The organism is Ruegeria sp. YTSA168, from assembly GCF_059610045.1.
This window is the reverse complement of the sequence record NZ_JBXWMW010000001.1, coordinates 54604-76000: the sequence shown is the minus strand read 5'-3', so window position 1 is coordinate 76000 and position 21397 is coordinate 54604. Positions and strand designations below refer to the sequence as shown.

The 21397-nt window shown below is 56.2% G+C and carries 25 protein-coding genes and 1 other RNA gene; 11 read left to right on the top strand and 15 right to left on the bottom strand.

Going from position 1 to position 21397, the window contains the following annotated elements:
* Nucleotides 1–23: 23 nt before the first annotated feature.
* The 13 genes from AC2FFE_RS00380 to AC2FFE_RS00320 form a co-directional block, all read right to left on the bottom strand.
* On the bottom strand, nt 24–608 hold the full coding sequence (locus AC2FFE_RS00380; RefSeq protein WP_496834382.1) for an OmpH/Skp family outer membrane protein: 585 nt from the start codon (nt 606–608) through the stop codon (nt 24–26).
* Nucleotides 609–614: 6 nt separating this feature from the next.
* A complete protein-coding gene (bamA, locus tag AC2FFE_RS00375) occupies nt 615–2975 on the bottom strand; it encodes an outer membrane protein assembly factor BamA (protein ID WP_496818375.1) in 2361 nt (786 codons plus the stop codon).
* A gap of 127 nt (nt 2976–3102) precedes the next feature.
* Nucleotides 3103–3231, bottom strand: a complete 129-nt coding sequence (locus AC2FFE_RS00370) for a hypothetical protein (RefSeq protein ID WP_496845562.1) — start codon at nt 3229–3231, stop codon at nt 3103–3105.
* Between the two features lie 79 nt (nt 3232–3310).
* Nucleotides 3311–4663 (bottom strand): RIP metalloprotease RseP, encoded by a 1353-nt coding sequence (gene rseP / locus AC2FFE_RS00365; RefSeq protein WP_496818373.1) that lies wholly within the window; start codon nt 4661–4663, stop codon nt 3311–3313.
* 4 nt (nt 4664–4667) lie between these two features.
* Nucleotides 4668–5840, bottom strand: coding sequence for a 1-deoxy-D-xylulose-5-phosphate reductoisomerase (dxr, locus tag AC2FFE_RS00360; protein WP_496845561.1), 1173 nt, complete (start codon nt 5838–5840; stop codon nt 4668–4670).
* Nucleotides 5840–6637, bottom strand: a complete 798-nt coding sequence (locus tag AC2FFE_RS00355; RefSeq protein ID WP_496845560.1) for a phosphatidate cytidylyltransferase — start codon at nt 6635–6637, stop codon at nt 5840–5842. The genes dxr and AC2FFE_RS00355 overlap by 1 nt, the downstream gene beginning before the upstream one ends.
* Nucleotides 6634–7365 (bottom strand): undecaprenyl pyrophosphate synthase, encoded by a 732-nt coding sequence (uppS, locus tag AC2FFE_RS00350; RefSeq protein WP_496818368.1) that lies wholly within the window; start codon nt 7363–7365, stop codon nt 6634–6636. The genes AC2FFE_RS00355 and uppS overlap by 4 nt, the downstream gene beginning before the upstream one ends.
* Nucleotides 7366–7374: 9 nt before the next feature.
* Entirely contained in the window at nt 7375–7938 is a 564-nt protein-coding gene (gene frr, locus AC2FFE_RS00345; RefSeq protein WP_496818366.1) for a ribosome recycling factor, read from the bottom strand.
* A gap of 179 nt (nt 7939–8117) precedes the next feature.
* Complete coding sequence (acuI, locus tag AC2FFE_RS00340; protein WP_496845559.1) at nt 8118–9113, bottom strand: acryloyl-CoA reductase; 996 nt, start codon at nt 9111–9113, stop codon at nt 8118–8120.
* A 105-nt stretch (nt 9114–9218) separates the two neighbouring features.
* Complete coding sequence (locus AC2FFE_RS00335) at nt 9219–10322, bottom strand: dimethylsulfoniopropionate demethylase (RefSeq protein WP_496818364.1); 1104 nt, start codon at nt 10320–10322, stop codon at nt 9219–9221.
* Nucleotides 10323–10850 (bottom strand): DinB family protein, encoded by a 528-nt coding sequence (locus AC2FFE_RS00330; protein ID WP_496845558.1) that lies wholly within the window; start codon nt 10848–10850, stop codon nt 10323–10325.
* The gene (locus tag AC2FFE_RS00325; RefSeq protein WP_496818362.1) at nt 10850–11554 is read right to left on the bottom strand and encodes a DUF1326 domain-containing protein; all 705 of its coding nucleotides are present in this window, start codon (nt 11552–11554) and stop codon (nt 10850–10852) included. Before AC2FFE_RS00325 ends, AC2FFE_RS00330 begins: the two co-directional genes overlap by 1 nt.
* A gap of 4 nt (nt 11555–11558) precedes the next feature.
* Complete coding sequence (locus AC2FFE_RS00320; protein WP_496818361.1) at nt 11559–12350, bottom strand: DUF2182 domain-containing protein; 792 nt, start codon at nt 12348–12350, stop codon at nt 11559–11561.
* 86 nt (nt 12351–12436) lie between these two features.
* Between AC2FFE_RS00320 and AC2FFE_RS00315 the strand changes: the two genes are divergently transcribed.
* The 7 genes from AC2FFE_RS00315 (at nt 12437) to AC2FFE_RS00285 (ending at nt 17259) form a co-directional block, all read left to right on the top strand.
* Nucleotides 12437–13168 carry a FadR/GntR family transcriptional regulator gene (locus AC2FFE_RS00315; RefSeq protein ID WP_496818359.1) on the top strand — a complete coding sequence of 244 codons (732 nt, stop codon included), beginning with the start codon at nt 12437–12439 and terminating at the stop codon, nt 13166–13168.
* 80 nt (nt 13169–13248) lie between these two features.
* Nucleotides 13249–13611, top strand: a complete 363-nt coding sequence (locus AC2FFE_RS00310; protein WP_496818358.1) for a DUF4345 family protein — start codon at nt 13249–13251, stop codon at nt 13609–13611.
* Between the two features lie 36 nt (nt 13612–13647).
* Nucleotides 13648–13995, top strand: a transfer-messenger RNA (tmRNA) gene (ssrA, locus tag AC2FFE_RS00305).
* Nucleotides 13996–14097: 102 nt separating this feature from the next.
* Complete coding sequence (locus tag AC2FFE_RS00300) at nt 14098–14529, top strand: ester cyclase (RefSeq protein ID WP_496845557.1); 432 nt, start codon at nt 14098–14100, stop codon at nt 14527–14529.
* A gap of 129 nt (nt 14530–14658) precedes the next feature.
* Complete coding sequence (locus tag AC2FFE_RS00295; protein ID WP_496818356.1) at nt 14659–15474, top strand: chromate resistance protein ChrB domain-containing protein; 816 nt, start codon at nt 14659–14661, stop codon at nt 15472–15474.
* Entirely contained in the window at nt 15471–16724 is a 1254-nt protein-coding gene (gene chrA / locus AC2FFE_RS00290) for a chromate efflux transporter (protein ID WP_496845556.1), read from the top strand. Before AC2FFE_RS00295 ends, chrA begins: the two co-directional genes overlap by 4 nt.
* A gap of 76 nt (nt 16725–16800) precedes the next feature.
* On the top strand, nt 16801–17259 hold the full coding sequence (locus AC2FFE_RS00285) for an SspB family protein (protein ID WP_496845555.1): 459 nt from the start codon (nt 16801–16803) through the stop codon (nt 17257–17259).
* A gap of 28 nt (nt 17260–17287) precedes the next feature.
* Here AC2FFE_RS00285 and AC2FFE_RS00280 read toward each other — a convergent pair whose 3' ends face one another.
* The gene (locus AC2FFE_RS00280; protein ID WP_496818352.1) at nt 17288–17851 is read right to left on the bottom strand and encodes a hypothetical protein; all 564 of its coding nucleotides are present in this window, start codon (nt 17849–17851) and stop codon (nt 17288–17290) included.
* A 205-nt stretch (nt 17852–18056) separates the two neighbouring features.
* Between AC2FFE_RS00280 and fumC the strand changes: the two genes are divergently transcribed.
* From fumC to AC2FFE_RS00260, 4 genes are read left to right on the top strand one after another with little or no spacing between them, the layout of a single operon-like run.
* Nucleotides 18057–19451: a class II fumarate hydratase gene (gene fumC / locus AC2FFE_RS00275; protein WP_496818351.1), complete on the top strand. Its 1395-nt coding sequence runs from the start codon at nt 18057–18059 to the stop codon at nt 19449–19451.
* The gene (locus tag AC2FFE_RS00270; RefSeq protein ID WP_496818350.1) at nt 19451–19627 is read left to right on the top strand and encodes a DUF4169 family protein; all 177 of its coding nucleotides are present in this window, start codon (nt 19451–19453) and stop codon (nt 19625–19627) included. Before fumC ends, AC2FFE_RS00270 begins: the two co-directional genes overlap by 1 nt.
* The gene (locus AC2FFE_RS00265) at nt 19624–19845 is read left to right on the top strand and encodes a ribbon-helix-helix domain-containing protein (RefSeq protein ID WP_496818348.1); all 222 of its coding nucleotides are present in this window, start codon (nt 19624–19626) and stop codon (nt 19843–19845) included. The genes AC2FFE_RS00270 and AC2FFE_RS00265 overlap by 4 nt, the downstream gene beginning before the upstream one ends.
* Nucleotides 19846–19904: 59 nt before the next feature.
* Complete coding sequence (locus AC2FFE_RS00260; protein ID WP_496818347.1) at nt 19905–20507, top strand: DNA-3-methyladenine glycosylase I; 603 nt, start codon at nt 19905–19907, stop codon at nt 20505–20507.
* Nucleotides 20508–20510: 3 nt separating this feature from the next.
* Here AC2FFE_RS00260 and AC2FFE_RS00255 read toward each other — a convergent pair whose 3' ends face one another.
* Nucleotides 20511–21392, bottom strand: a complete 882-nt coding sequence (locus tag AC2FFE_RS00255) for a fructose bisphosphate aldolase (protein WP_496818346.1) — start codon at nt 21390–21392, stop codon at nt 20511–20513.
* Nucleotides 21393–21397: the final 5 nt, after the last annotated feature.

Sequence of the window (21397 nt, the reverse complement as noted above, 5' to 3'; positions counted from 1 at the left end):
CGCATAAGGGCAAGCGGACCCGTCTATTCGCCCTGGCCGTCCTGCAGGCCGGTTCCGTCTCCGATTGCATCATCGATCCGGTCTATCGCAACATCGGTGATGTCCGACGCGTCCGAGCTGAGCAGCACATTCGAGCGTTCCAGAATGATCGAGCCGCCGCTTTCCTGCAAAAGATCGATCAGTACCGGACGCGCCAACTCATAGAACCTTTGACGACTGTCTTCGCTAAGACGGGCCAGCGCGTCCAGTTTGGCACGCTGCCCCGCGCGATGAGACTGAACCTTTGTGTCAAAGGCTTCCGCCAGCGGACGAAATTCTTCCGGTGTCAGTTCACCACGTCTTTCGGTAAGCATTTGTTCTTCAGCGCTCAGTTCAGCAATGATGCGTTCATTTTCCTCGCCCAGCAACGCACCTTCCTGCTCAATCTCGCGCAAGACGCGCTGACCAAACTGGGATTCCGTAAACAGGCGATCACTGGAGATCGTCACTACGACGTTTTGAGACACACCCAATTGCTGCGCCGAGCTTGGGAGAGCCCAAACACAGGCCAGAAAAACACACAGGGCCCGAAGGGGGCCCTGCAGAAGGTTGAGACCGTGGTCAGCCATGAAAGATCAGAACCTTGCCTGAACGGTTAGGTCGAAGCTCCGTTCTTTGTCGAATTCTTCTTTTTTTAGAGCTTTCGAGAAGTTGAACCGCAGCGGACCGAAGGGTGTTTCCCAGAGGACAGAAAGACCAATGACATGGCGAATTGAACCATCTGCGCCAACGATGTTCGCGCCAGCTGTGTTCACATTGTCAATATTGTAGAGGTTCCCAACATCATAGAACACGCCTCCACGGAGACCCAGTTCCTCTGGCAGGCCCAATGGGAAATCGGATTCAAAGCGAGCGACCCAGTAATAATTGCCGCCAATAGCGTCATCTTGACCGTTGGACAGATCGCGTGGGCCAAGACCGGCAGGTTCGAACCCTCGGAACACACTCGGCCCTAGCAGAAATCGGTCGACTGTACGGCTGAAATCATCTCCGGACCAATGCAAAGCGCCAAGTTCAAGCGTCGCACGCAAGGTCACCTCTTCACTCAACACGCGCGTCTGCGCAATCCCGCGGGCCGTCGTTTTGAAGAACTGATTATCTCCGCCAAGACCCGCGGCATCCACGCCGACCTCGAACAAAACGCCGGCATTGGGGTTCAATCCACCGATACGGCTGTCATATACATAGGATACACCGAGAGAGCTTGTCGTACGCTTACCTTGCTCGATTTCAGATGAAATAACGGCACCGTTGATTTCATCATCCTGCTGAGTCATTTCACTGCGCTCCCAACCATATCGGAGGCGCAATGCGGACAGCTCACCGATTGAGTAGGTCAGCTGAGGATTAAAGAACAGGCGTTGGGTATCGTAGCTTGCAAACCCAGAGTTGGTCCCCGAGAGACCAAGCCCAAGATCAAAGCGCAATCTGCGACCCAACAGGTAAGGTTCTGCAAAGTTGATGGTGTATTGTTCGGATTCCTGCGCAGTCGAGATGGAAAAACCAAGATTCTGACCACGCCCAAGGAAATTGGATTCGTTCAACGCAACAGCAAGCCCGATACCGTCCGATACCGAGTAGCTACCGCCCAGCGAAAGTGAACCCGTGGGCTGTTCTTCAACATCCACGTCCAGAATGACCTGGCTTGGGCTTGACCCTTCGCGCGGCTCAACACTTGCTGTGGCGAAGAAACCCAAAGCGTTGATGCGCTCTGATGCCTGACGGATCGCACGCGGATTGAACGGATCTCCTTCGACCGTGTCGAACTGGCGACGGATCACCTGATCCAGCGTTGTGGTGTTCCCTTCGATATCAATCCTTTCAACAAAGACGCGGGGGCCCTTGCTTAGGACGAATTCGATATCCAGCGTCAGGTCGCGATCATTCCGGGTGACACGCGGCTCGACCCGCAGAAAATCGACGCCTTGTTTCACGCCCAACCGTTCCTGCCGAGCGATCGAGTTTTCGATCAGCGTGGGTGAATACGTAACACCCGGCTTGATTTTCAGCGCAGCCTGATAGGCTGCGGCGTCCACGCCTGGAATCTCGCTGACAGTGGTGATCTTACCGAATGAGAATTGCTGTCCCTCGGTTACATTCATCACCAGGAAAAACGCATCGCGTTCGCGGGTGAACTCAACATTGGCACTGTTTACACGGAAGTCGATATAGCCACGCGACAGGTAGAAATCACGAATGACCTGCTTGTCGAACTCGATCCGGTCACCGATGAATGTATCGCTGCGGAAAAAGGTACGTAGAATGGTGGCCTGTTTCGTCTCAAGCACGCGGCGCAAGCGACGGTCGGAATAGGCGCGGTTGCCGACAAAGCTGACACGCTCCACCTCAATCGTGGTGCCCTCAGAGACTTCGAATACCAGATCCACCCGGTTTTCGCTGCGGCGGATGATACGGGGGATCGCGGTCGCAGCCACACGACCTTGTGCCGAATAGACTTCAGCGATCAGATCGGCATCCGCTTCGGCGGCCTGAGGCGTGAACACACGACGGGGCTGCGACGAAATCACTTCGAGCAAGACGTCGTCTTTGACACGCCGATTCCCCTCGATGCTGATCTGGTTGATCGTCGGGTATTCCTGAACCTCGATCACCAGGGTTGTGCCGCGCGGTGTCAATTCGACTGTTTCAAAAACACCACTGTCAAGCAAACGCTGATAGGCATCGTTCAGCTGACCGCTTGTCACCGTCTGGCCCGGTTCGATCCCGGTTCTTGCGATGATCGTGCCGGTCTCAATACGCCGGTTTCCATCTACGTCAAACGAATTGATCGTAAAGCTTTGCGCGGTCGCAACGTTTGGCACTGCCAGTAAACTTGCCGCAACAAAAAGGAAAAGAAACGTGAGCGTTTGCCACAAAATCTTGTTTGAAGACTTACGCCCCCCGCAGGATGTGCCCGCGCCTCGCCCGTCGGTCATTTTTATCTCAACCCAGAATTCTAAGACTTTAATGCTGAGTAACGGGTCTGGATGTGCTTGTCAAAAGGCCAAAACGCCCATCTGGCATTTGATCGCCCTCATACTGTGCCGATACGCAGAGCCAGAATCAGAAACCGGCCAGATAAGCACCTAAACCAAGGGCCAAAGCGGTGACCGCAAAACTCAGCAATGCATCCCAGTTCAACATGAACAGGAAGCTGAAGCTTTGATAGGATTTGCGCAGTGCTTGTGTCATGGTCGGCCCTCAATTTGGCAAAAACACTAACGCCAGATTGAGGCAAGAATGCGGCTTTGTTGTGCGCGCGGCGTCACAATCAGCAGAACAGATCGTTTGTTACCGAAAACAACATCAGGCTGAGAATCAGGGTGATTCCCACCGTCATCAAAATCCGGAGCGCCCGGTCGCTGGGCGGCTTTCCGGCAACGGCTTCATAAGCATAAAAGACCAGGTGCCCGCCATCCAAAGCCGGAATTGGGAACAGGTTCAGCAGTCCAACAGCGGTCGACAAAACCGCAATAAAGAAGATGAAGTTCTGCGCACCCTGACTGGCCATCGCACCCGAGGTTTCGGCAATGCCAATCGGGCCGGAGATATTGCAGGTACTGATCGCGCCGGTGATCATGTGCCACATCCCCGACAGCGATCCGTCGATAATGCGGATGGTCTGCCTGACACCGCCCGTCAGCGAATCCCAAATGCCAGCGGGCTGAGTCGCAGGTTCCAGCATCATGCCGCCCACGATCCCGATACGCCAATGAGTGATAAAGCCGCCTTCGGACTGGGGCTCATCCGTGCGCCGTGGGGCCAGAGCAAATTCCAGATCAGCCCCGTCGCGCCAAACGTTCAGCAATAATACGCGACCATCCGAGCTTTCGACAAATTCCTTAAGCTGGTCGAAGGCAAAGATTGGCTGCCCGTTGACGGCGGTGATCACATCCCCCGCTTCAAGCTGGATGTCCATCGCGGCACTGCGCGGTGCAACCTGACGGATCAGCGGTGGGAACAACCAAGGCGCTTCGACATCCAGCGTTTCACCATCGCGGATTACGGTATAGTCCAGAACAGGTTCAACAGGCAGCGACCCGGTGAATTCGCTCCAGTTGCTCTCCTCATCAAAATCCGGTGTCGTGATACCGGCAATGGCGACGATCTCATCCCCCACCTGAAGGCCCTGAACGGTTCCCGGCAACGGTTGCAATTCACCCACTGTCAGAGGTTCGCGTGACACACCTTGCGACCAAAAGATCATCCCGAAAACGATGATCGACATGGCAAAATTGAATATTGGGCCAGCCGCAACGGTTGCGGCACGGGCCCAAAGCGGCGCGCCATGCATGGTACTGCGCAGCTCTTCAGGGCTTTGTTCGGCGATCTCTTCCATCGCCTCTTCGTCCTTACCCGAGGCCGCGTTGGAATCACCCTTGAATTTGACATAGCCCCCAAACGGCAGCAGCGCGATCTGCCATTTTGTGCCACGCTTGTCGAACCGGCTCCACAACACCGGGCCGAACCCAATGGAAAACACATCGGCATGAATGCCAGACCAGCGACCAACGATGTAATGCCCGTATTCATGCACAGCCACGATGGCGGACAAAGCGATCACAAAGGCCACAATCGTCCAAAGCAAATTTCCGAATTGCGGGATCAGGGAAAGTACGTCCAATATTCTATCCTGCTCGTTTGTGCACGGCGTCATCTGCCCATTGCCGTGCCAGATGGTCCGTTTGCTGTACGTTATCAAGTGTCAAAGGGGCATCAATAAGACATTGTTCCGCATCAAATCTGTCCAGAACCATGGCAACACAATCTGCCATGTCCAGAAATCCGATCCGACGCGCGATAAAGTGATCCAGCGCCCGCTCTTTGGCGGCATTGAAAACAGCGCCCGATAGTCCTCCGCGTTCCATGACATCCCACGCCAGTTTGAGCGCGGGGTAACGAGTCAGATCGGGCTTTTGAAAATTCAGCTGCCCAATCGCCGCCAGGTCGAGCCGTTCGACCGGTAGCCGCTGTCTGTGCGGCCAATGCAGCGCGTAGCCAATGGCGTGGCGCATATCGGGCGCGCCCATATGGGCCATCACCGCACCATCCCGAAACCCAACCAGCGCATGCACGATAGATTCAGGATGTACGAGAACTTCGATCCGCTGCGGGTCTACCCCAAAGAATTCTCTGGTCTCGATCACCTCAAGCGCCTTGTTGAACATCGAGGCGCTGTCGATGGTGATCCGCTGCCCCATATCCCAGTTCGGGTGGCTTGAGGCCTGTTCAACCGTTGCCTTGGCCAAGTCTGAGACGGGCCAATCCCGAAAGGCCCCGCCACTGGCTGTGATGATGATCCGCTCAACCGCGCCCATATCCTCGCCCACAAGTGCCTGAAAAACAGCTGAATGCTCACTGTCCACCGGCAGCAGGCGCGCGCCATGCGTTTTGGCTGTGTCCAGCACCAAGGCCCCGGCACAAACGAGCGTTTCTTTGTTGGCCAGTGCCAGCGTCGCGCCTTGCTTCAACGCCTCGATCCCCGGGGCCAGCCCGGCCGCCCCCACGATAGCTGACATGACCCAATCTGCAGGCCGCGCCGCCGCTTCGGACAGCGCCTGCGCACCAGCGGCCGCTTCGACGCCTGAACATTCCAGCGCATCGCGCAGGTCGGGCAACCGGTCCTCATAAGCCGTCACAGCGATATCGGCGCGTAACTTACGGGCATCTGCGGCCAGCTGAGCGATATTGGTGCCCCCGGTCAGGGCGACAACGTCATAGTGATCGGGCGCACGCGCGATCAAATCAATTGTGTTCTGGCCAATCGAACCGGTCGCACCGAAAATCGAAACCTTGCGCATCACATCGCCCCGGGTGAATAGATCAAACCCGCCAAAAGCACGAACAGCGCCGCACCCATCATTCCATCAAACCGGTCCAGAAACCCGCCATGGCCGGGGATCAGATTCGAGCTGTCCTTGATCCCAAACCTGCGTTTGACCGCGCTTTCAGCAATGTCACCAGCCTGACTGGCCATCGAAGCCAGTACTGAAATCACCACGAACATCACGCCAAACCCGCCCTGGACGGCGAACAGGATGCCAACCATTGCAGCTGCTGCCCAGCCCCCTGCTGTACCAGACCATGTTTTCTTGGGGCTGACCTTGGGCCAGAACTTCGGTCCACCCACGGCCTTGCCCACGAAATATCCCGCCACATCAGTTGCCACGACCAAGGCAATCAGCCAGATCATCGCTGTAAAGCCCATCGTCTCTCGGATCGAGATAAAGCCCAGCCCTGCCCCGGCAATCCACAGCATAAACACCGCGCACAACCCGCGCGATTGCTTGACCTGCCCGGCAGAAACCAAAGCAAGCGCGGCTATGATCGGTAGCGTGTAAACCTGCGAAAATTCAAAACGCCAAAGCTCTGCGACACCAAAAACCACCGCGCAGGTCAGAACTCCCAATTGCACGGCGATGCCTGCGCGCTCGGGCTCAATCATCCGAACCAGCTCCCAAGCCATCAACCCGCAGGCCACCGCGATGAAGGTTTCAAACCAGATTCCGCCCAGCCAGACCTCAATCGCACCGATGGCGACAAGCACGATGGCAGACAGAACGCGCGTCGTCAGATCAGACCATCGGCCATCGCTCATGCGATAACTGCTCCGAAACGCCGCTCGCGCGATCCAAAGTTGTTGCACAGGCATTCCAGCTCGGCCGCGGTGAAGTCGGGCCACAGCGTGTCGATGAACTCGTATTCAGAATAGGCGGATTGCCACAGCAAAAAGTTCGAAATACGCGCCTCGCCACTGGTACGGATCACCAGATCAGGATCCGGCAGAACCCGCGTATCCAGGTATTTGGGCAGCGTTTCTTCGTCCACATCATCGGGATGCAATCGCCCTTCGGCCACATCGCGCGCCAGCCGTTTGGTCGCGCGGGCAACCTCATCCCGACCGCCATAGTTCAGGGCGACGGTCAAATGCACCAGATCGTTGTTCTTGGTTTCTTCTTCCAGAGAATCCATCAGCTCGATGAGCTTTGAATCCAGCCGAACGCGATCCCCGATAAACCGCACGCGGATGCCATTTTCGGCCAGCGTCTTGGTTTCCTTGATGATATAGCGGCGAAACAAGCTCATAAGCCCCGCCACTTCGACCTGAGTTCGTTTCCAGTTCTCGGTCGAAAAGGCAAAGACGGTCAGGTACTTGATCCCCAGCCCCGGACAGGCTTCGACCACCTCGCGCACGCGACGCGCGCCAGCGTGATGACCGAACAATCGGGGTCGCCCACGTGCCTGCGCCCAGCGGCCATTACCATCCATAATGATCGCCACATGGCGCGGACCAGGTCCTGGCTCAGTTTGGGGATCCTTGGGCATAAGATAAGCTCAGACCTGCATGATTTCGGACTGCTTGGTCTCAAGCGCTGCATCAACAGCCTTAATCATCGCATCCGTCAGGTCCTGAACTTCGCTTTCCCAGAACTTCTGGTCATCCTCGGACATGCCGTCCGATTTGGCCTTTTTGATCTGGTCCATCCCGTCACGGCGCACATTGCGGATCGAAACCCGCGCGCTTTCGGCGTACTGCCCCGCAACCTTCCCCAGCTCGCGGCGGCGTTCTTCGTTCAGTTCCGGGATCGGCAACATGATGATCGTGCCATTCAACTGAGGATTGATCCCCAAACCACTTTCGCGGATCGCTTTTTCGACTTTGCCTACAAGGCCTTTGTCCCAGACATTGACCGTTACCATCCGCGGTTCCGGCACATTGACCGTGCCAACCTGGTTGATCGGTGTCATCGACCCATAGGCGTCCACCATCACCGGTTCCAGCATCGAAGCCGAGGCCCGACCCGTCCGCAATGATGCAAATTCTGTTTTGAGGTTGGACATGGCGCCATCCATGCGGCGTTTCAGATCATCGGTGTCCAGTTCGAAGTCGTCAGACATGCTGCTCACTCCCCGTCTTCAAGTGCTGTTTGGATGGGTCTTACGCCATCACATTTGGGATGTATAGCAATCATGGGCAGGAATTGCGGCAATGACCAGCAGAGTTTCGGTCGTTTTCGCCAGCTTTTAATCAGCAAGGGCAGGCCCATAACATGACCTGCCCTTACCGTGGTATCAAATCAGGCGTTGACGTCGACCACAACGCGCCCTTTAACCTGACCTTTCAGGATATCTGCGCCAAGTGTTGGCAGATCAGACAAGGTTGCGGGATGCACCATCGCCTCAAGCTTCTCCATTGGCAGATCGCTTGCGATCCGCTGCCAGGCCCGAACGCGGTTGTCATAGGGCTGCATCACACTGTCGATGCCCAACAGGTTCACGCCGCGCAGCAGGAAGGGAATCACCGTGGTTGGCAGGGCCGCGCCGCCTGCAAGACCCACAGCCGCGACCGAACAGCCATACTTCATCTGACCCAAGACGCGCGCAAGCATGTCACCGCCAACGGCATCAATACACCCGGCCCAGGTTTCGCTTTCCAACGGGCGTTTGGTGGTTTCATTGAGCTCTTCGCGCGGTACAATCGTCGTTGCCCCCAGCGATTTCAAATAATCCCCAGTCTCGGGTCGCCCGGTTACAGCCGCAACCTCATAGCCAAGCTGCCCCAGGATCGCGGTCGCCACTGACCCAACACCACCCGCGGCCCCTGTTACCAGCACAGGCCCGTGATCCGGTGTCAGCCCATGATCTTCCAGCGCCATGACGGCCAGCATCGCGGTAAAGCCCGCCGTACCAACCGCCATCGCCTGCCGTGCATCCAGACCGTCCGGCAAGGGAACCAGCCAATCGGCCCGCGCATTGGCTTTCTGTGAATACCCACCCCAATGAGCCTCTCCCACACGCCAACCAGTCAGAACAACCTTGTCGCCCGGCTTGTAGCGGTCGTCCGATGAGGCCTCGACCGTTCCGGCATAATCGATCCCTGGCACATGTGGGTAGTTCCGGACCAAACCACCCCCTTTCGGCGACAGGCACAGCCCGTCCTTGTAGTTCACCGTCGAATACTCAACGGCAACGGTCACCTCGCCATGCGGCAGATCTTCGGTCGAAAGTTGCTTGACCGAAGCGTTCGCCAGGCCGCTTTCTTCATCCTTATCCATCACCAATGCATTGAACATATTCATAGTCCTTTCGTTCTCTCTGGCCCGGCCCATCATTTCACCTGGCCCAAAATATCCCGGGGGAGTCGCGCAGCGACGGGGGCAGAGCCCCCTTCCCCCGTGTCAGATCCAAAAATGCCCCTGTACCGTTGCGTTCCGCATCCCATCAGGCGTTTCCACCTCAAGCTTGGTTCCTGTGTCCCAATGGCTCAATCGCATCATCCCAATGGAAACATTGGTCGCGAAATCAGGTGACCAGGCAGACGATGTCACCTGACCGACCTGTTTTCCGTCTGCATAAACGGGCCAAGGCTCCACGCAGGGCGGTACCGCGTCGCCCTCAATCGCAATCGGGCGAATTTGCTGCACCGGGCCTTCCTTGGCAACGCGCAACAAAGCGTCCCTGCCGACACAGCCAATCGCCGTATGCGTATTGCAGAACTTGCCCAATCCGCATTCATGCGGCGTGTTGTCGTCTGTCATGTCATTGCCATAAGACAACAACCCGCCCTCGATCCGTTCGATCAGGTTCGGGCACCCTGCGCGCACCTGCAAATCTTGGCCCGCATCAAAAATCGCATTCCACAGCGGCATCCCGATATCACCACCCTCGACATAAATCTCGAACCCGCCCTGCTTGGAATAACCCGAGCGGGCAACGGCCAGATCGCGCCCCTCGAATTCAAACATATCGAATTTGAAGAACCGAATATCGCGCACCCGGTCCCCGAACACCCGCGCCAACAACTCTTCGGCCTTGGGCCCCTGAATGGCCAGAGGTGATACGTCCGGCTCATCCACCAACACGTCCAGCCGGTAGCCATTGGCCAAGCCTTTGACCCACAACAGCAAATCGCTGTCAGCGATGGATATCCACCAGCGATCTTCAGACAGTTTCACCGCCACCGGATCGTTTAGCATACCGCCGGTCTCATCCACGATAGGCACATAGTAGCACTGCCCCGGCAGCATGCCCCGCAGATCGCGCGGCGTCAGCATCTGCATTAGTCGCGCAGCGTCCGGCCCGCGCAGTTCCACTTGTCGCTCGCAGGAGACATCCCAAACCTGCACATGGGACTTAAGATGACGGTAGTCTGCCTCGACGCTTTCGAACACCGTCGGCAACAGCATGCGGTTATAGACCGTATAGCCTTTGACCCCTGCGGCCTCGACACCTTCCGAGAATGGTGTGCGCCGCAGACGGCGAGACAACGATATTTGCGGCATTCAGCCCTCCGTTGGCATGAAACACAGATCGCTGACCGGCGCGCCAGAGCCGGTCTCGGTCAGCATTTTGTGTAACTGACCGCGGTGATGCGTCTGATGGTTGAAAAAGTGCATGATGCATTGCGCGTAAGGCAATGTAACGTCGGCTTCTTTTGACGCCGAATACCAGGTACATAGCCCTGATATGGGATCATTTCCCAGCGTCTCTGCCCAGTCTGAGATACGGGTATCCATAGGGTTTCGCAGGCTCAGCAAGCTGTCCAGATCAGGGCACAGATACACGCTTTCATGGATTCCGCCGCCGGGACGATGGATATTGGCCTCGGGTCCATCGCCCTTGTCGAAACGTGACATCCAGATCCAGTCGCCCCAGAGAAGATGGTTCGCGGTGCCCAAGATCGAGCCGAAAAACGCACCGCGTTCGCGGGTCAACTCTTCTTCAGTCAGCGCCTCAAGGAACTCTGACAACTGGTTGTTTTGCCAATGATTATACCGCGCCATTTCACGGGCATAGGCTCCGGTAATCATCACTTTGGTCCGTGCCAGTCGATCGGGCAAATCTCGGCGGATTTGCCTCCGAAATCCCAAACGCGACCATAGTCCCGAACCTTGGATTTCAATCCACGCGCAACGATGATATCCGGCCCCATCCAGTATTTCGAATTCGAGACCATCACCGGATGTTCGGGGTCTTTCCCGGCCAGCATTTCAATCTCGCCCTGAATTTTACGGCCGATCACAATCCGGCGCTTGGTCCCATCGCGTTCGATCTGGACCGGAGCACGCTCGGCCCCGATAATCTCGCTCACCAGCATGGTAAACAAGCCCGTAGTGCCGCCCGCTTGACCGCTGAATATCTGCAGCAACCCGTTATAGGCCTTGCCGCTGGCGCGTTCGTCAACATAGGCGGCAACCTTCCATTGCCCCTCGCCCATGCGACCGGGAATATCGACCAGCAGACCCACGTTCAGACCGCTGAGGTCTTCGCCCTCGTAATGCCCCTCGTCGATGATCACGCCCATCCACGCATGGCAATGGCCCTCGGTCGGGGGATGTGCGCCCAGTGAGACAACACAAGGACAAAACACATCGCAGGAACAGTTCAGGATCAGCTCGCCTTTGATGCCCCACTCCGTCGGGCTCATCTCGCGCCGCTTGGGATTGGGCATCCGACTGTCGATCCGCTGGCTGATTGGCAGCCTATCGGCATCAATCTTTCTGTTCTTAGCCATTCGCTTATCCTCCGTAGTTCAAGGGGAACGCCAGCAACAGCACACCACCTGCAATTAATAGAAACCCCATGGGCCGCGTCACGCGATGCCCGATTTGGGGAAGTTTCTCCAACACCATGAACACCGTCGCCAGACCCATCCAAAGCAAGCTCATGACGCCACCGACGAAGCCAAGCACCATGAAGCCCCAGCAACATCCGACACAGAACGCACCCAAGCCCAAGCCCATACGCACACCGCCGGTGAAGCCTGTTTTCCAATGTCCCAGAAAGTAAGTCATTGGTGCGTGGCACACCCCATGACACACCTCTTTTACGCGTGAGAACTGGAATGCACCGACAACAATCATCAACCCACCGGCGACCCAGCCGGATTTGGCAATCCCCAGCATATCGACCACCCCGCCGAACAGCAAAATAAGCTGAATCCCTGTAATCAGAGCCGCAAACCCGACCCAGACAACCGCGTACCCGGCCAGAACACCCAGCCACCCGGCACGCGTTCCGTTGGCGCTGTGGATCAGATCATCATAGCTGCGCAGTGTTGGAACCAAGGTTGGCAGCATCATCGCGGCCATCATGATGGCCCACATCCAGAACAGCGGAGCGAACTCTGCCATGGGCATGTACATGTCCATCCGCGGGTCCATCGCCGCCATGGCCTGCCCCATTGGGCCGGGCCGACCGATCCAATCCAGATCCATCTCGCGGCTCATCGAGAACATTATCCACCACGCCCATAGAATGGCTGCGTAAAAGCCCAGCCATGTTCCAGTGCGTAGAACCGCGCGACTCATGCGCCCCTCCCGACTCAGTCCTTGCAATTCAAATGTCAGACTTTTAAATGTCAGACAAATAAAATCTGACCCTCAGGCGTGCAGACATGAAGATCGACCCTCAGAAACCAGCTGATTTGTCGGCCCAAATCGCGCAGGCCATCAGGGACGCGATCGTATCCGGCCAATTGATTGTCGATGAGCGTCTGCCGTCGGAATCAGAGCTTGCAGAACAATTTCAGGTGTCGCGCCCGACCGTGCGTGAGGCACTGAAACGACTGGCGGCACAGTCTCTGATCAGGACCCAGCGCGGCGCGACCGGCGGTGCCTTTGTCAATCGACTCAGCTTTGAGGATGCCTATTCTCAGCAAATCACCACCTCGACATTGCTTTTGTCGATGAATGCAGTGCGGTTCGATACGGCGTGTGAGGCGCGGTATGCGCTGGAACGCGCCTGCGCACCCTTGTCGGCGAAGCGTCGCACGGCGGACCAACTGGCCACGATGCGGGCCGAGATTTTTCGACAAGCCCAGCCCGGTCTGACAGACGAAGCGTTCTGCGCATCAGATGTGGCTTTTCACCGGGCGCTTGTCGATGGTGCTGGTAATCCGGTTCTGTCCTATCAGCTGGCTGGCGCGGTCGAGGCCATGCAGCCCTTGATGAACATGATCACCTTTACTGCCCGATCCCGCGAAGCGATCATAGAATATCATTTGAAAATTGCAGATGCGCTGGAAGCCATGAACGCTGAAACCGTCGATTCCGCATTGGTCGAACTGGAAACCTATACACGGCAACTGGCCCAGGATGTGGCCGAACGCAAACGCAAACCCGCCTGATCAAACAATACCTTTCCTTTACCTTTCCTTTGCAAACCAACAGATTATCTGTAGCAGACTGTATTATTTCTGAGGCCGACATGATCACCACCCTGAACGTAATTGCCGCGTTGCTTACTATTGGCTTTGGCCTTTTCGGGTTTCTGGCCCCGGCCTATACGGCCAACGCGTTAGATCTTGCGCCCACGAACAGCAACATGGGGTTAAGCGAGCTACGCGCTTCGGTCGGTGGGCTGTTTGTCGTCACCGGGATCGCGGTGATCTGGCTGAACGCACCGATGGCCTATGCCATGCTGGGCGTGGTCTATGCCGGGGCCGCATTGGGGCGGTTCGTGTCTCTAGTGCTGGACAACCCACCGTTTGTTAAAGCCGCGACGTTTGGTGGAATCGAACTTGTGTTGGCGATCTGGCTGATTGCAGCGAACTTCAACAAAGCTGCGTAACATACTGTAAAATAATGGACAGCCTTCATTCATTCAGGATTTGCAACCCGAAGAAACCTCACCTATATAGGGTATGTCCTTCGGGACTATGGACATAAACGCGCTCGTAATAAGCGGATCGGACCCGGGGGCGGTACCCGGCGGCTCCACCAACCATCCTTCGTTTGAGGATTTTGGGGCCGAAATAGGATCGACGAACGTCTAAAGGGGTTAGCTTTGTCTCGGCTGTCTGCCACCGTTACCGGCGAAACTAGTACAATTGCAAACGACAATCGTGCTCCGGTTGCAGTTGCTGCGTAAGCAGTAGCAAGACCGAAACTTAAGCCCTTGCGCCTAGCCGCGTAAGGCGGGGTTCGCAGGTACCTGGCAACAGAAACCTGCATTTCCAATTCATCTTATGTCTGAGTTTAATTCTTTTTCTGCGCAGATTTAGAGTTTCTTCATTCCTTTTGCTCACTGTCGTCTCAAACAGATAGGAGAGCCGGGATGACTCATACAGATACACTCAAAGCCTGGTATGCCGAGGTTTGGGAACAAGGAAACACCGATGCGATTGATCAGTATTTCGCGCCCGACACAATGGCAGAAGGGTTGATCCCTGAAATGCAAGTCGGTGCGGATGACTTCCGTGATCTCGTCATGGCCTTTCGGCATATTCTGGGCGAGATTTCAGTTGAGATGCCCAAGATCGTCGAAAACGGTGATTGGGTATCGGCAATCCTTCATGTCAAAACCTTCCGCGCCGACAATGGCGCCCCGCTGGAGGTGACAGGTCAGGTGATGGCACGCTTCAAAGGTGACAAGATGGTTGAGGCTTATAACCAGTTCGATTTTGTCTCTCTTTTCGAACAGCTTGGTCAGTTCCCAGAGGATACGCTGCCGGTTTGCATGACGGGGCAGCGATTGGATTGGGTTTAAATCAAACCCGCACAATCTTGACCCTTTGGCCGCTTGCACGTTAGCAAGGGCCATGGGGTAAGATTGCGAACGCCCCGTGAGGCGCAAGCCCAAGTTTCGCATGTATCCGAGATTGCAAGGAAACATGCTATGGCATCGCCAAACTCCATTACCCCAAAGCAACTGTTGCGCTTGATTGGAACACCCCAAGCTCCGATGCTTGTGGATATCTGCCTGGACGCAGATTTTGAGGCCGACCCCTATCTGATCGCCGGGTCAGCCCGTCATCCAGCCACTGATATTGCCGGCCTCATTCAACGTGTGTCGAATAGCCCCAGCGTGATTATCTGCCAAAAAGGAAAGAAACTCAGCCAAGGGGTCGTTTCATGGCTGCGCAGTGAAGGCTGTGCCGCAGAATATCTTGAAGGTGGCATGTATGGCTGGCGCGACCTTCCCGAAAGCCTGCGCATCCCTACTACGTCCTTGCCGTCCGTCCTCAACGGTCACACAGTCTGGGTCACACGCCATCGGCCCAAAATAGACCGCATCGCCTGCCCCTGGTTAATCCGGCGTTTTGTCGATCCGAAGGCCAGGTTTTTATTCGTCGCACCCTCCGAAGTGGAAAGCGTTGCAGAGAAATTCAACGCAACACCGTTTGATATCGAAAACACATTCTGGAGCCACCGAGGCAACAGCTGTACATTCGACACACTACTGGACGAGCTGCGCCTGCGGTCGGATGCTTTGGACCGGCTTGCGACAGTTGTGCGGGCCGCGGATACCAATCGCCACGACCTCGCCCCCGAGGCTGCCGGCTTGCTGGCCGTTTCGGTTGGCCTGTCCCGGCAGTACCGCGACGATCACGAAAACCTGACGGCGGGAATGCATCTGTATGATGCGCTCTATCGCTGGGCCCGCGACGGGTTTGACGAAACCCACGATTGGCCGACGGACCGGAAGTCATGACACCAACGCTCCGCGAACTGATTGGCGTGTTCGGCAGGATCGGGTTGCTGTCCTTCGGGGGGCCAGCGGCTCAGATCTCGCTGATGCATCAGGAACTGGTCGAGCGCAGACCCTGGCTGGACGAGCAAACCTACCTGAGAGCCTTGTCGCTGTGCATGTTGTTGCCGGGGCCCGAAGCCATGCAGCTTGCCACTTATGCAGGTTGGAGGCTGCGCGGCGTCACAGGCGGTTTGATCGCCGGAACCCTGTTTGTGTTGCCCGGTGCTGCGGTCATTGCTGTTCTGGTTATGCTTTATGCGGCGTTCGGTAATCTACCTTTGGTTCAGGCTGGTTTTCTTGGGATCAAGGCCACGGTGATCGTCATTGTTCTGCAAGCCCTTCGGAACCTGTCGCGCAAGGCTTTGTCGGATAGGCAGCACCGCGTCCTCGCCGGGTTGGGGTTCCTGGGGATATTCCTGTTCAACATACCGTTTCCGCTGATTATTCTGGCAGCGGCCTGTTGGGGTTGTGCCTCATTCAAAGGCGCAGCACTGCAGGAGGTGACAGCCCCTGCTCCGACCCTTGCCAATCCCTTTCGCACTGCCGCGATCTGGCTAACGCTGTGGCTGAGCCCACTGTTCGCGCTGTCGCTGTCCGGGCACCAATTGCTTAGCGATTTGGGCTGGTTCTTTGCCCGTCTTGCCGTTGTGACCTTTGGCGGGGCCTATGCTGTGCTGGCCTACATGACCCAGACAGTCGTCGACCAATACAACTGGATCAGCACAGGTCAGATGATTGACGCGCTGGGCCTTGCAGAAACCACCCCAGGCCCGTTGATCCTGGTTACGCAGTTTGTGGCTATGCTGACGGGTCAAATCAGCGGTGGGCTCTCTCTGGCACTTGCTGCGGGTGCGGTGGCGCTTTGGGCGACTTTTGTGCCTTGCTTTCTTTGGATTTTCCTGGCTGCCCCCTATCTGGATCGGCTCGCGGAGAGGCCTAGACTGGCCGCAGCGTTGCAGGGAATCACGGCTTCGGTCGTGGGTGTGATTCTGAACTTGTCACTGTGGTTTGCCCTGAATGTTCTGTTCCGGGACGTGTCCCAGATTCAATGGGGGCTGCTTTCGCTTCCGGTTCCCGCCCTTGGGTCATTGGACATCACAGCGCTGTTGCTGGCCAGTGCCGCTGCGGTCTTGGTTTTTAGGGTAAAATTGGGAATGGCAGCGGTGTTATCGATCATGATGGGCGCTGGAATTTGCCTGCATCTTCTTTGATCAATCCATCAATTCCGGCTCTTTCGTTTCCCATCAAAACGCCTATGCTAGGGACGACCACTTTCGAGGATACCCCATGTCGCAAGACATTGACTATGGAAACCTAATGCACACCGCCATGCGCGGTCTTATCAAAACTGTTCTGACCGATGTGTCCGAAACCGGGCTGCCCGGTGCCCATCATTTTTTCATCACCTTCGACACTCGCGAACCGGGTGTTCAAATCGCGGACTGGCTGCATGATCGCTATCCCGAAGAGATGACAATTGTCATGCAGCATTGGTTCGAAAACCTTGAGGTCGGGGATACTGGTTTTGCCATCACGCTGAATTTCGGCGACGCGCCCGAACCGCTGTATATCCCTTATGCGGCGATCAAAACCTTTGTTGACCCTTCGGTTGAATTTGGCCTGCGCTTTGAAAGCCCCGAGGATGAGCTGGATGAGGATGATCTGGTCGAAGAATCGATCGAGGTTGAAGACCTCGAAGAACATCACGACGCTGATGTGGTCTCGCTGGACAGCTTCCGTAAATAGTCTTCTAAACCCCGCCGCGACGCGGGGTTTACTGCTTTTTCAGGAAGGTTTCAACCGAGCGAGATTTCTGACCATCGATAAAGCGCGAGAATGACAGGTTCAGACCGCCTTCAGCAAGTGTCCGGTCATATTGTTGAAGTTCGTACCCGCCGGATTCATTGATAAACAGTGAAAACACAGTCAGAGTATCGCCTTCGATCCGACCCCAGACAAAGGGCTCGCCCTGCATCGGATCCAATGGCACCTCATGCCCGAACACATTGCGTTTCATCGCAGCTGAGAACACATCCGGCCGATCCGAGGCACGGAAATCGATCGAGAATTTTTGCTCCTTCACGCGCCCGTCAAGCTTATAGGTCGTGGTTTTCCAACTGACATTAAAACCGTTTCTGGTCTCATGGATGGAAACGCTCATATCGCGCGGGGTTGATGTGCCATCTGTATCGACCACATTTGCGGATCCGATGTAGTCACCGATGAAGGGCTCGATTTCAGCGGACTGAGCGACACTGCTGAATAGCGCGAACCACAGTGTTGCGACCAAAGCCGCCGCGATGGATTTCAAGGGCATAAACCGTATGGAACCGGGCATCTCGTCCTCCTCGACCGAAGCCTGTTTATTCTAGCTAAGCAGGCCCAGGGCACAATGGCACAAAACCACGGGGCATAAACAAAATGACGCAGTCCGGCGCTATACCTTTGGCAGCCATAGGGCTAAGGTGCGCGCAACTGGCCGATTGCGCGATACGCTTATGGCAGCTAAACGGCATACGACTGCATACCAGACGGAGTACCCGATGTCTCAGACCCGCACCGAAACCGATAGCTTTGGCCCGCTTGAGGTTCCTGCCGACAAATATTGGGGCGCACAGACGCAGCGCTCGATCATGAACTTCCCCATCGGGTGGGAAAAACAGCCCGTGGCCATCGTGCGGGCGCTGGGCGTGATCAAGAAAGCCTGCGCAACCGAGAATAAGGCAACCGGCAAGCTGGATGCCAAGATCGCCGATGCGATCATCCAGGCCGCAGGTGAGGTGATTGAAGGCAAGTTTGACGACAACTTCCCTTTGGTCGTGTGGCAGACTGGATCGGGCACGCAATCGAACATGAACTCAAATGAGGTCATCGCCAACCGCGCCATCGAGATTCTGGGCGGCATTATCGGCTCGAAAGACCCTGTGCACCCGAACGATCACTGCAACATGGGCCAGTCGTCGAACGATACATTCCCCACCGCCATGCATATCGCCACGGCCATGAGCGTGCGTGATGTTCTGCTGCCCGGCCTTGAGAAGCTGGCATCGGGCTTGGAACAAAAGGCCGAAGAATTCAAAGACATCATCAAGATCGGCCGGACTCATACACAGGATGCGACGCCCCTTACATTGGGTCAGGAATTTGGCGGGTACGCCCATCAGATCCGTCAGGGTATTGCCCGCGTTCATGCCGCGATGCCCGGGATTTATGAGCTGGCGCAGGGCGGAACGGCGGTTGGCACCGGCCTGAACACGCAGAACGGCTGGGGTGAGGCAGTGGCCGGGCATATGGCCGAGATCACCGGCCTGCCCTTTGTAACCGCTCCGAACAAGTTCGAGGCGCTGGCCGCCCATGACGCCATGGTCTTCTTGTCCGGTGCTTTGGCGACGATTGCCGGTAGCTGCTACAAGATCGCCAATGACATCCGTTTTCTGGGCTCTGGCCCCCGGTCCGGTCTGGGTGAGCTGATCCTGCCCGAGAACGAGCCCGGCTCGTCGATCATGCCTGGCAAAGTAAACCCGACACAAGCCGAGGCACTGACACAGGTCGCGGCCCATGTGATGGGCAACAACGCCGCGATGACCTTTGCCGGATCGCAGGGGCATTTCGAACTGAACGTCTACAACCCGATGATGTCTTACAATCTTCTGCAGTCGATCCAATTGCTGGGCGATGCCGCCGACAGCTTTACAGAGCGTATGCTGCTGGGCATCAAGGCCAACGAGCCGCGGATCGACAAGCTGATGAAGGAATCGTTGATGCTGGTGACGGCATTGGCCCCGACGATCGGCTATGACAACGCCACCAAGGTTGCGAAAACCGCGCATAAGAACGGCACGACGCTTAAGGAAGAGGCCATCGCGCTGGGCTTTGTCGATGAAGAAACCTTTGACGCCGTCGTGCGGCCCGAACAGATGATTGGCCCGAAAGACTGATGGGTAAGCCGGTCAATCTGAACCGGTATCGGAAAGAGAAAGCACGGGCCGAGAAAAAGGCCCGTGCAGATCAAGACGCAGTCGCCTTTGGGCGCACCAAAGCTGAAAAAGAGGTCGTGAAACTGCAGCAGGATAAGCAGAAACGCGATCATAACAATCATGAGTTGGATGAATGAGCGGTCGCCCCGTCAAACGCTCTTTGACTCTCAAAGGGCACCGCACATCGGTGTCTTTAGAAGATGAATTCTGGCGTGCCTTTCGGGACATTGCGCTTGAAAAAAATCAACCAATCAACGCCTTGGCGGCCGATATTGATGTCGAGCGTGACCCGGAAACGGGTCTCGCTTCGGCCATTCGCGTATTTATCCTCAACTGGTATCGCAACAAGCTTTGATCCTTGCCAGCCCTGCGCTAATCGGTATAGCGTCAGATAGGAACAAAAAGTGTACATGCATGAGCGACACATTTATCGGCCCGGATGGTAATCCCAGATGTGCCTGGGCCAAGGCCGCGCCGGAGTTTTTGGAGTATCACGACAATGAATGGGGATACCCCGTGGCCGATGACCAACGGTTGTTCGAAAAAATCTGCCTCGAAAGCTTTCAATCTGGCCTCAGCTGGCTGACGATCCTGCGCAAGCGCGAGAATTTTCGCGCGGCTTTTTGTGGCTTTGATTTCAACAAGATGGCGGCGTTTTCTGATGCAGATGTCGAGCGTCTGATACAAGACACTGGCATCATCCGCCATCGTGGCAAAATCGAAGCCGTGATCAACAACGCCCGCCGCGCGCAGGAACTGGTGGCCTCCGAAGGCTCCTTTGCGGCCTATGTCTGGCGGTTCGAGCCTCAGACCCCTCCGCCACCGCAAACCGCCTCAACATCAGCGGAATCCATCGCTATGTCGAAGGATTTGAAGAAACGCGGATGGAAATTCGTGGGGCCCACGACAGTTTTTGCGTTTATGCAGGCGATGGGATTGATCAATGATCACGCCGAAGGCTGCGCCTTGCGCAAAAAAGCGGCGCAGATGCGCCGCGATTTTGTCAAACATATCTAGTACTTAGCAGGAAGCGTTAAAAATCTTGTCGATGTTCCCGCTCAGGGCTGCGTTGAACTCCGCATCAGACTGTTGCTTTGACAGCCCTTCGGTCAGCGCGCGCGAGAAGGACGCGATCATCTTACCGTTCTGCCCCAGCAGATCACAGGCCTGTTCGGTCGAGTAGCCGCCAGACAGGGCAACAACACGTACAACACGCGGGTGATCCGCGACCGTATCATACAAACCCGCAACGCTGGGGATCGTCAGCTTCAGCATCACATCCTGACCTACATCCAGCTGGTCGAGGTTCTTGAAGATTTCAGCCTTCAGAAGGTCTTCGGCCTCGGCCTTGGTCTCGGAATGGATGTTCACCTCGGGCTCGATGATCGGAACCATTCCAGCGGCCAGAACTTCGCGTGCAACGTCGAATTGCTGCGCGACCACGGCTGCGATACCCTCGGCGTTTGCCTCATGAATAACCGATCGTTCCTTGGTGCCGAACACACCGTCTGCCTTGCCCAGAGTTTCAGCGAGACCCGGAATCGGTTTCATCAACTGAACACCGTTTGCCTGATCTTCCAGGCCTTTGTCGATTTTCAAAAACGGTACGATGCCTTTGACCGACCACAGGTAATCAGCCACTTTCCGGCCTTCGATCTGCTCACCCAGCGTGCGTTCAAACAGGATCGCGCCAATCACTTTGTCCTTGGTGAAATCATTCGCCAGAATGATCCGCGCACGCATCTTCTGGATTTCCCCGAACATCTCTTCGTCCGAACCATAGTGCGAAGCATCCACGCCATAAAGCGCCAGCGCTTTTGGTGTTGATCCACCGCTTTGATCCAGTGCTGCGATAAACCCTGCGCCTGTGGACATCTGCGCGCGCTGTTCTGCCTTGGACATAATGC

Coding starts and splice junctions, on each gene's coding strand:
- chrA (WP_496845556.1), top strand. CDS start 15,471: ATGACACCAACGCTCCGCGAACTGATTGGCGTGTTCGGCAGGATCGGG.
- AC2FFE_RS00280 (WP_496818352.1), bottom strand. CDS start 17,851: ATGCCCGGTTCCATACGGTTTATGCCCTTGAAATCCATCGCGGCGGCT.
- dxr (WP_496845561.1), bottom strand. CDS start 5,840: ATGCGCAAGGTTTCGATTTTCGGTGCGACCGGTTCGATTGGCCAGAAC.
- frr (WP_496818366.1), bottom strand. CDS start 7,938: ATGTCTGACGACTTCGAACTGGACACCGATGATCTGAAACGCCGCATG.
- fumC (WP_496818351.1), top strand. CDS start 18,057: ATGTCTCAGACCCGCACCGAAACCGATAGCTTTGGCCCGCTTGAGGTT.
- bamA (WP_496818375.1), bottom strand. CDS start 2,975: ATGACCGACGGGCGAGGCGCGGGCACATCCTGCGGGGGGCGTAAGTCT.
- AC2FFE_RS00355 (WP_496845560.1), bottom strand. CDS start 6,637: ATGAGCGATGGCCGATGGTCTGATCTGACGACGCGCGTTCTGTCTGCC.
- AC2FFE_RS00325 (WP_496818362.1), bottom strand. CDS start 11,554: ATGGCTAAGAACAGAAAGATTGATGCCGATAGGCTGCCAATCAGCCAG.
- AC2FFE_RS00295 (WP_496818356.1), top strand. CDS start 14,659: ATGGCATCGCCAAACTCCATTACCCCAAAGCAACTGTTGCGCTTGATT.
- AC2FFE_RS00300 (WP_496845557.1), top strand. CDS start 14,098: ATGACTCATACAGATACACTCAAAGCCTGGTATGCCGAGGTTTGGGAA.
- AC2FFE_RS00335 (WP_496818364.1), bottom strand. CDS start 10,322: ATGCCGCAAATATCGTTGTCTCGCCGTCTGCGGCGCACACCATTCTCG.
- AC2FFE_RS00380 (WP_496834382.1), bottom strand. CDS start 608: ATGGCTGACCACGGTCTCAACCTTCTGCAGGGCCCCCTTCGGGCCCTG.
- AC2FFE_RS00320 (WP_496818361.1), bottom strand. CDS start 12,350: ATGAGTCGCGCGGTTCTACGCACTGGAACATGGCTGGGCTTTTACGCA.
- AC2FFE_RS00270 (WP_496818350.1), top strand. CDS start 19,451: ATGGGTAAGCCGGTCAATCTGAACCGGTATCGGAAAGAGAAAGCACGG.
- AC2FFE_RS00315 (WP_496818359.1), top strand. CDS start 12,437: ATGAAGATCGACCCTCAGAAACCAGCTGATTTGTCGGCCCAAATCGCG.
- AC2FFE_RS00255 (WP_496818346.1), bottom strand. CDS start 21,392: ATGTCCAAGGCAGAACAGCGCGCGCAGATGTCCACAGGCGCAGGGTTT.
- AC2FFE_RS00265 (WP_496818348.1), top strand. CDS start 19,624: ATGAGCGGTCGCCCCGTCAAACGCTCTTTGACTCTCAAAGGGCACCGC.
- AC2FFE_RS00285 (WP_496845555.1), top strand. CDS start 16,801: ATGTCGCAAGACATTGACTATGGAAACCTAATGCACACCGCCATGCGC.
- AC2FFE_RS00330 (WP_496845558.1), bottom strand. CDS start 10,850: ATGATTACCGGAGCCTATGCCCGTGAAATGGCGCGGTATAATCATTGG.
- uppS (WP_496818368.1), bottom strand. CDS start 7,365: ATGCCCAAGGATCCCCAAACTGAGCCAGGACCTGGTCCGCGCCATGTG.
- AC2FFE_RS00310 (WP_496818358.1), top strand. CDS start 13,249: ATGATCACCACCCTGAACGTAATTGCCGCGTTGCTTACTATTGGCTTT.
- AC2FFE_RS00260 (WP_496818347.1), top strand. CDS start 19,905: ATGAGCGACACATTTATCGGCCCGGATGGTAATCCCAGATGTGCCTGG.
- AC2FFE_RS00370 (WP_496845562.1), bottom strand. CDS start 3,231: ATGACACAAGCACTGCGCAAATCCTATCAAAGCTTCAGCTTCCTGTTC.
- acuI (WP_496845559.1), bottom strand. CDS start 9,113: ATGTTCAATGCATTGGTGATGGATAAGGATGAAGAAAGCGGCCTGGCG.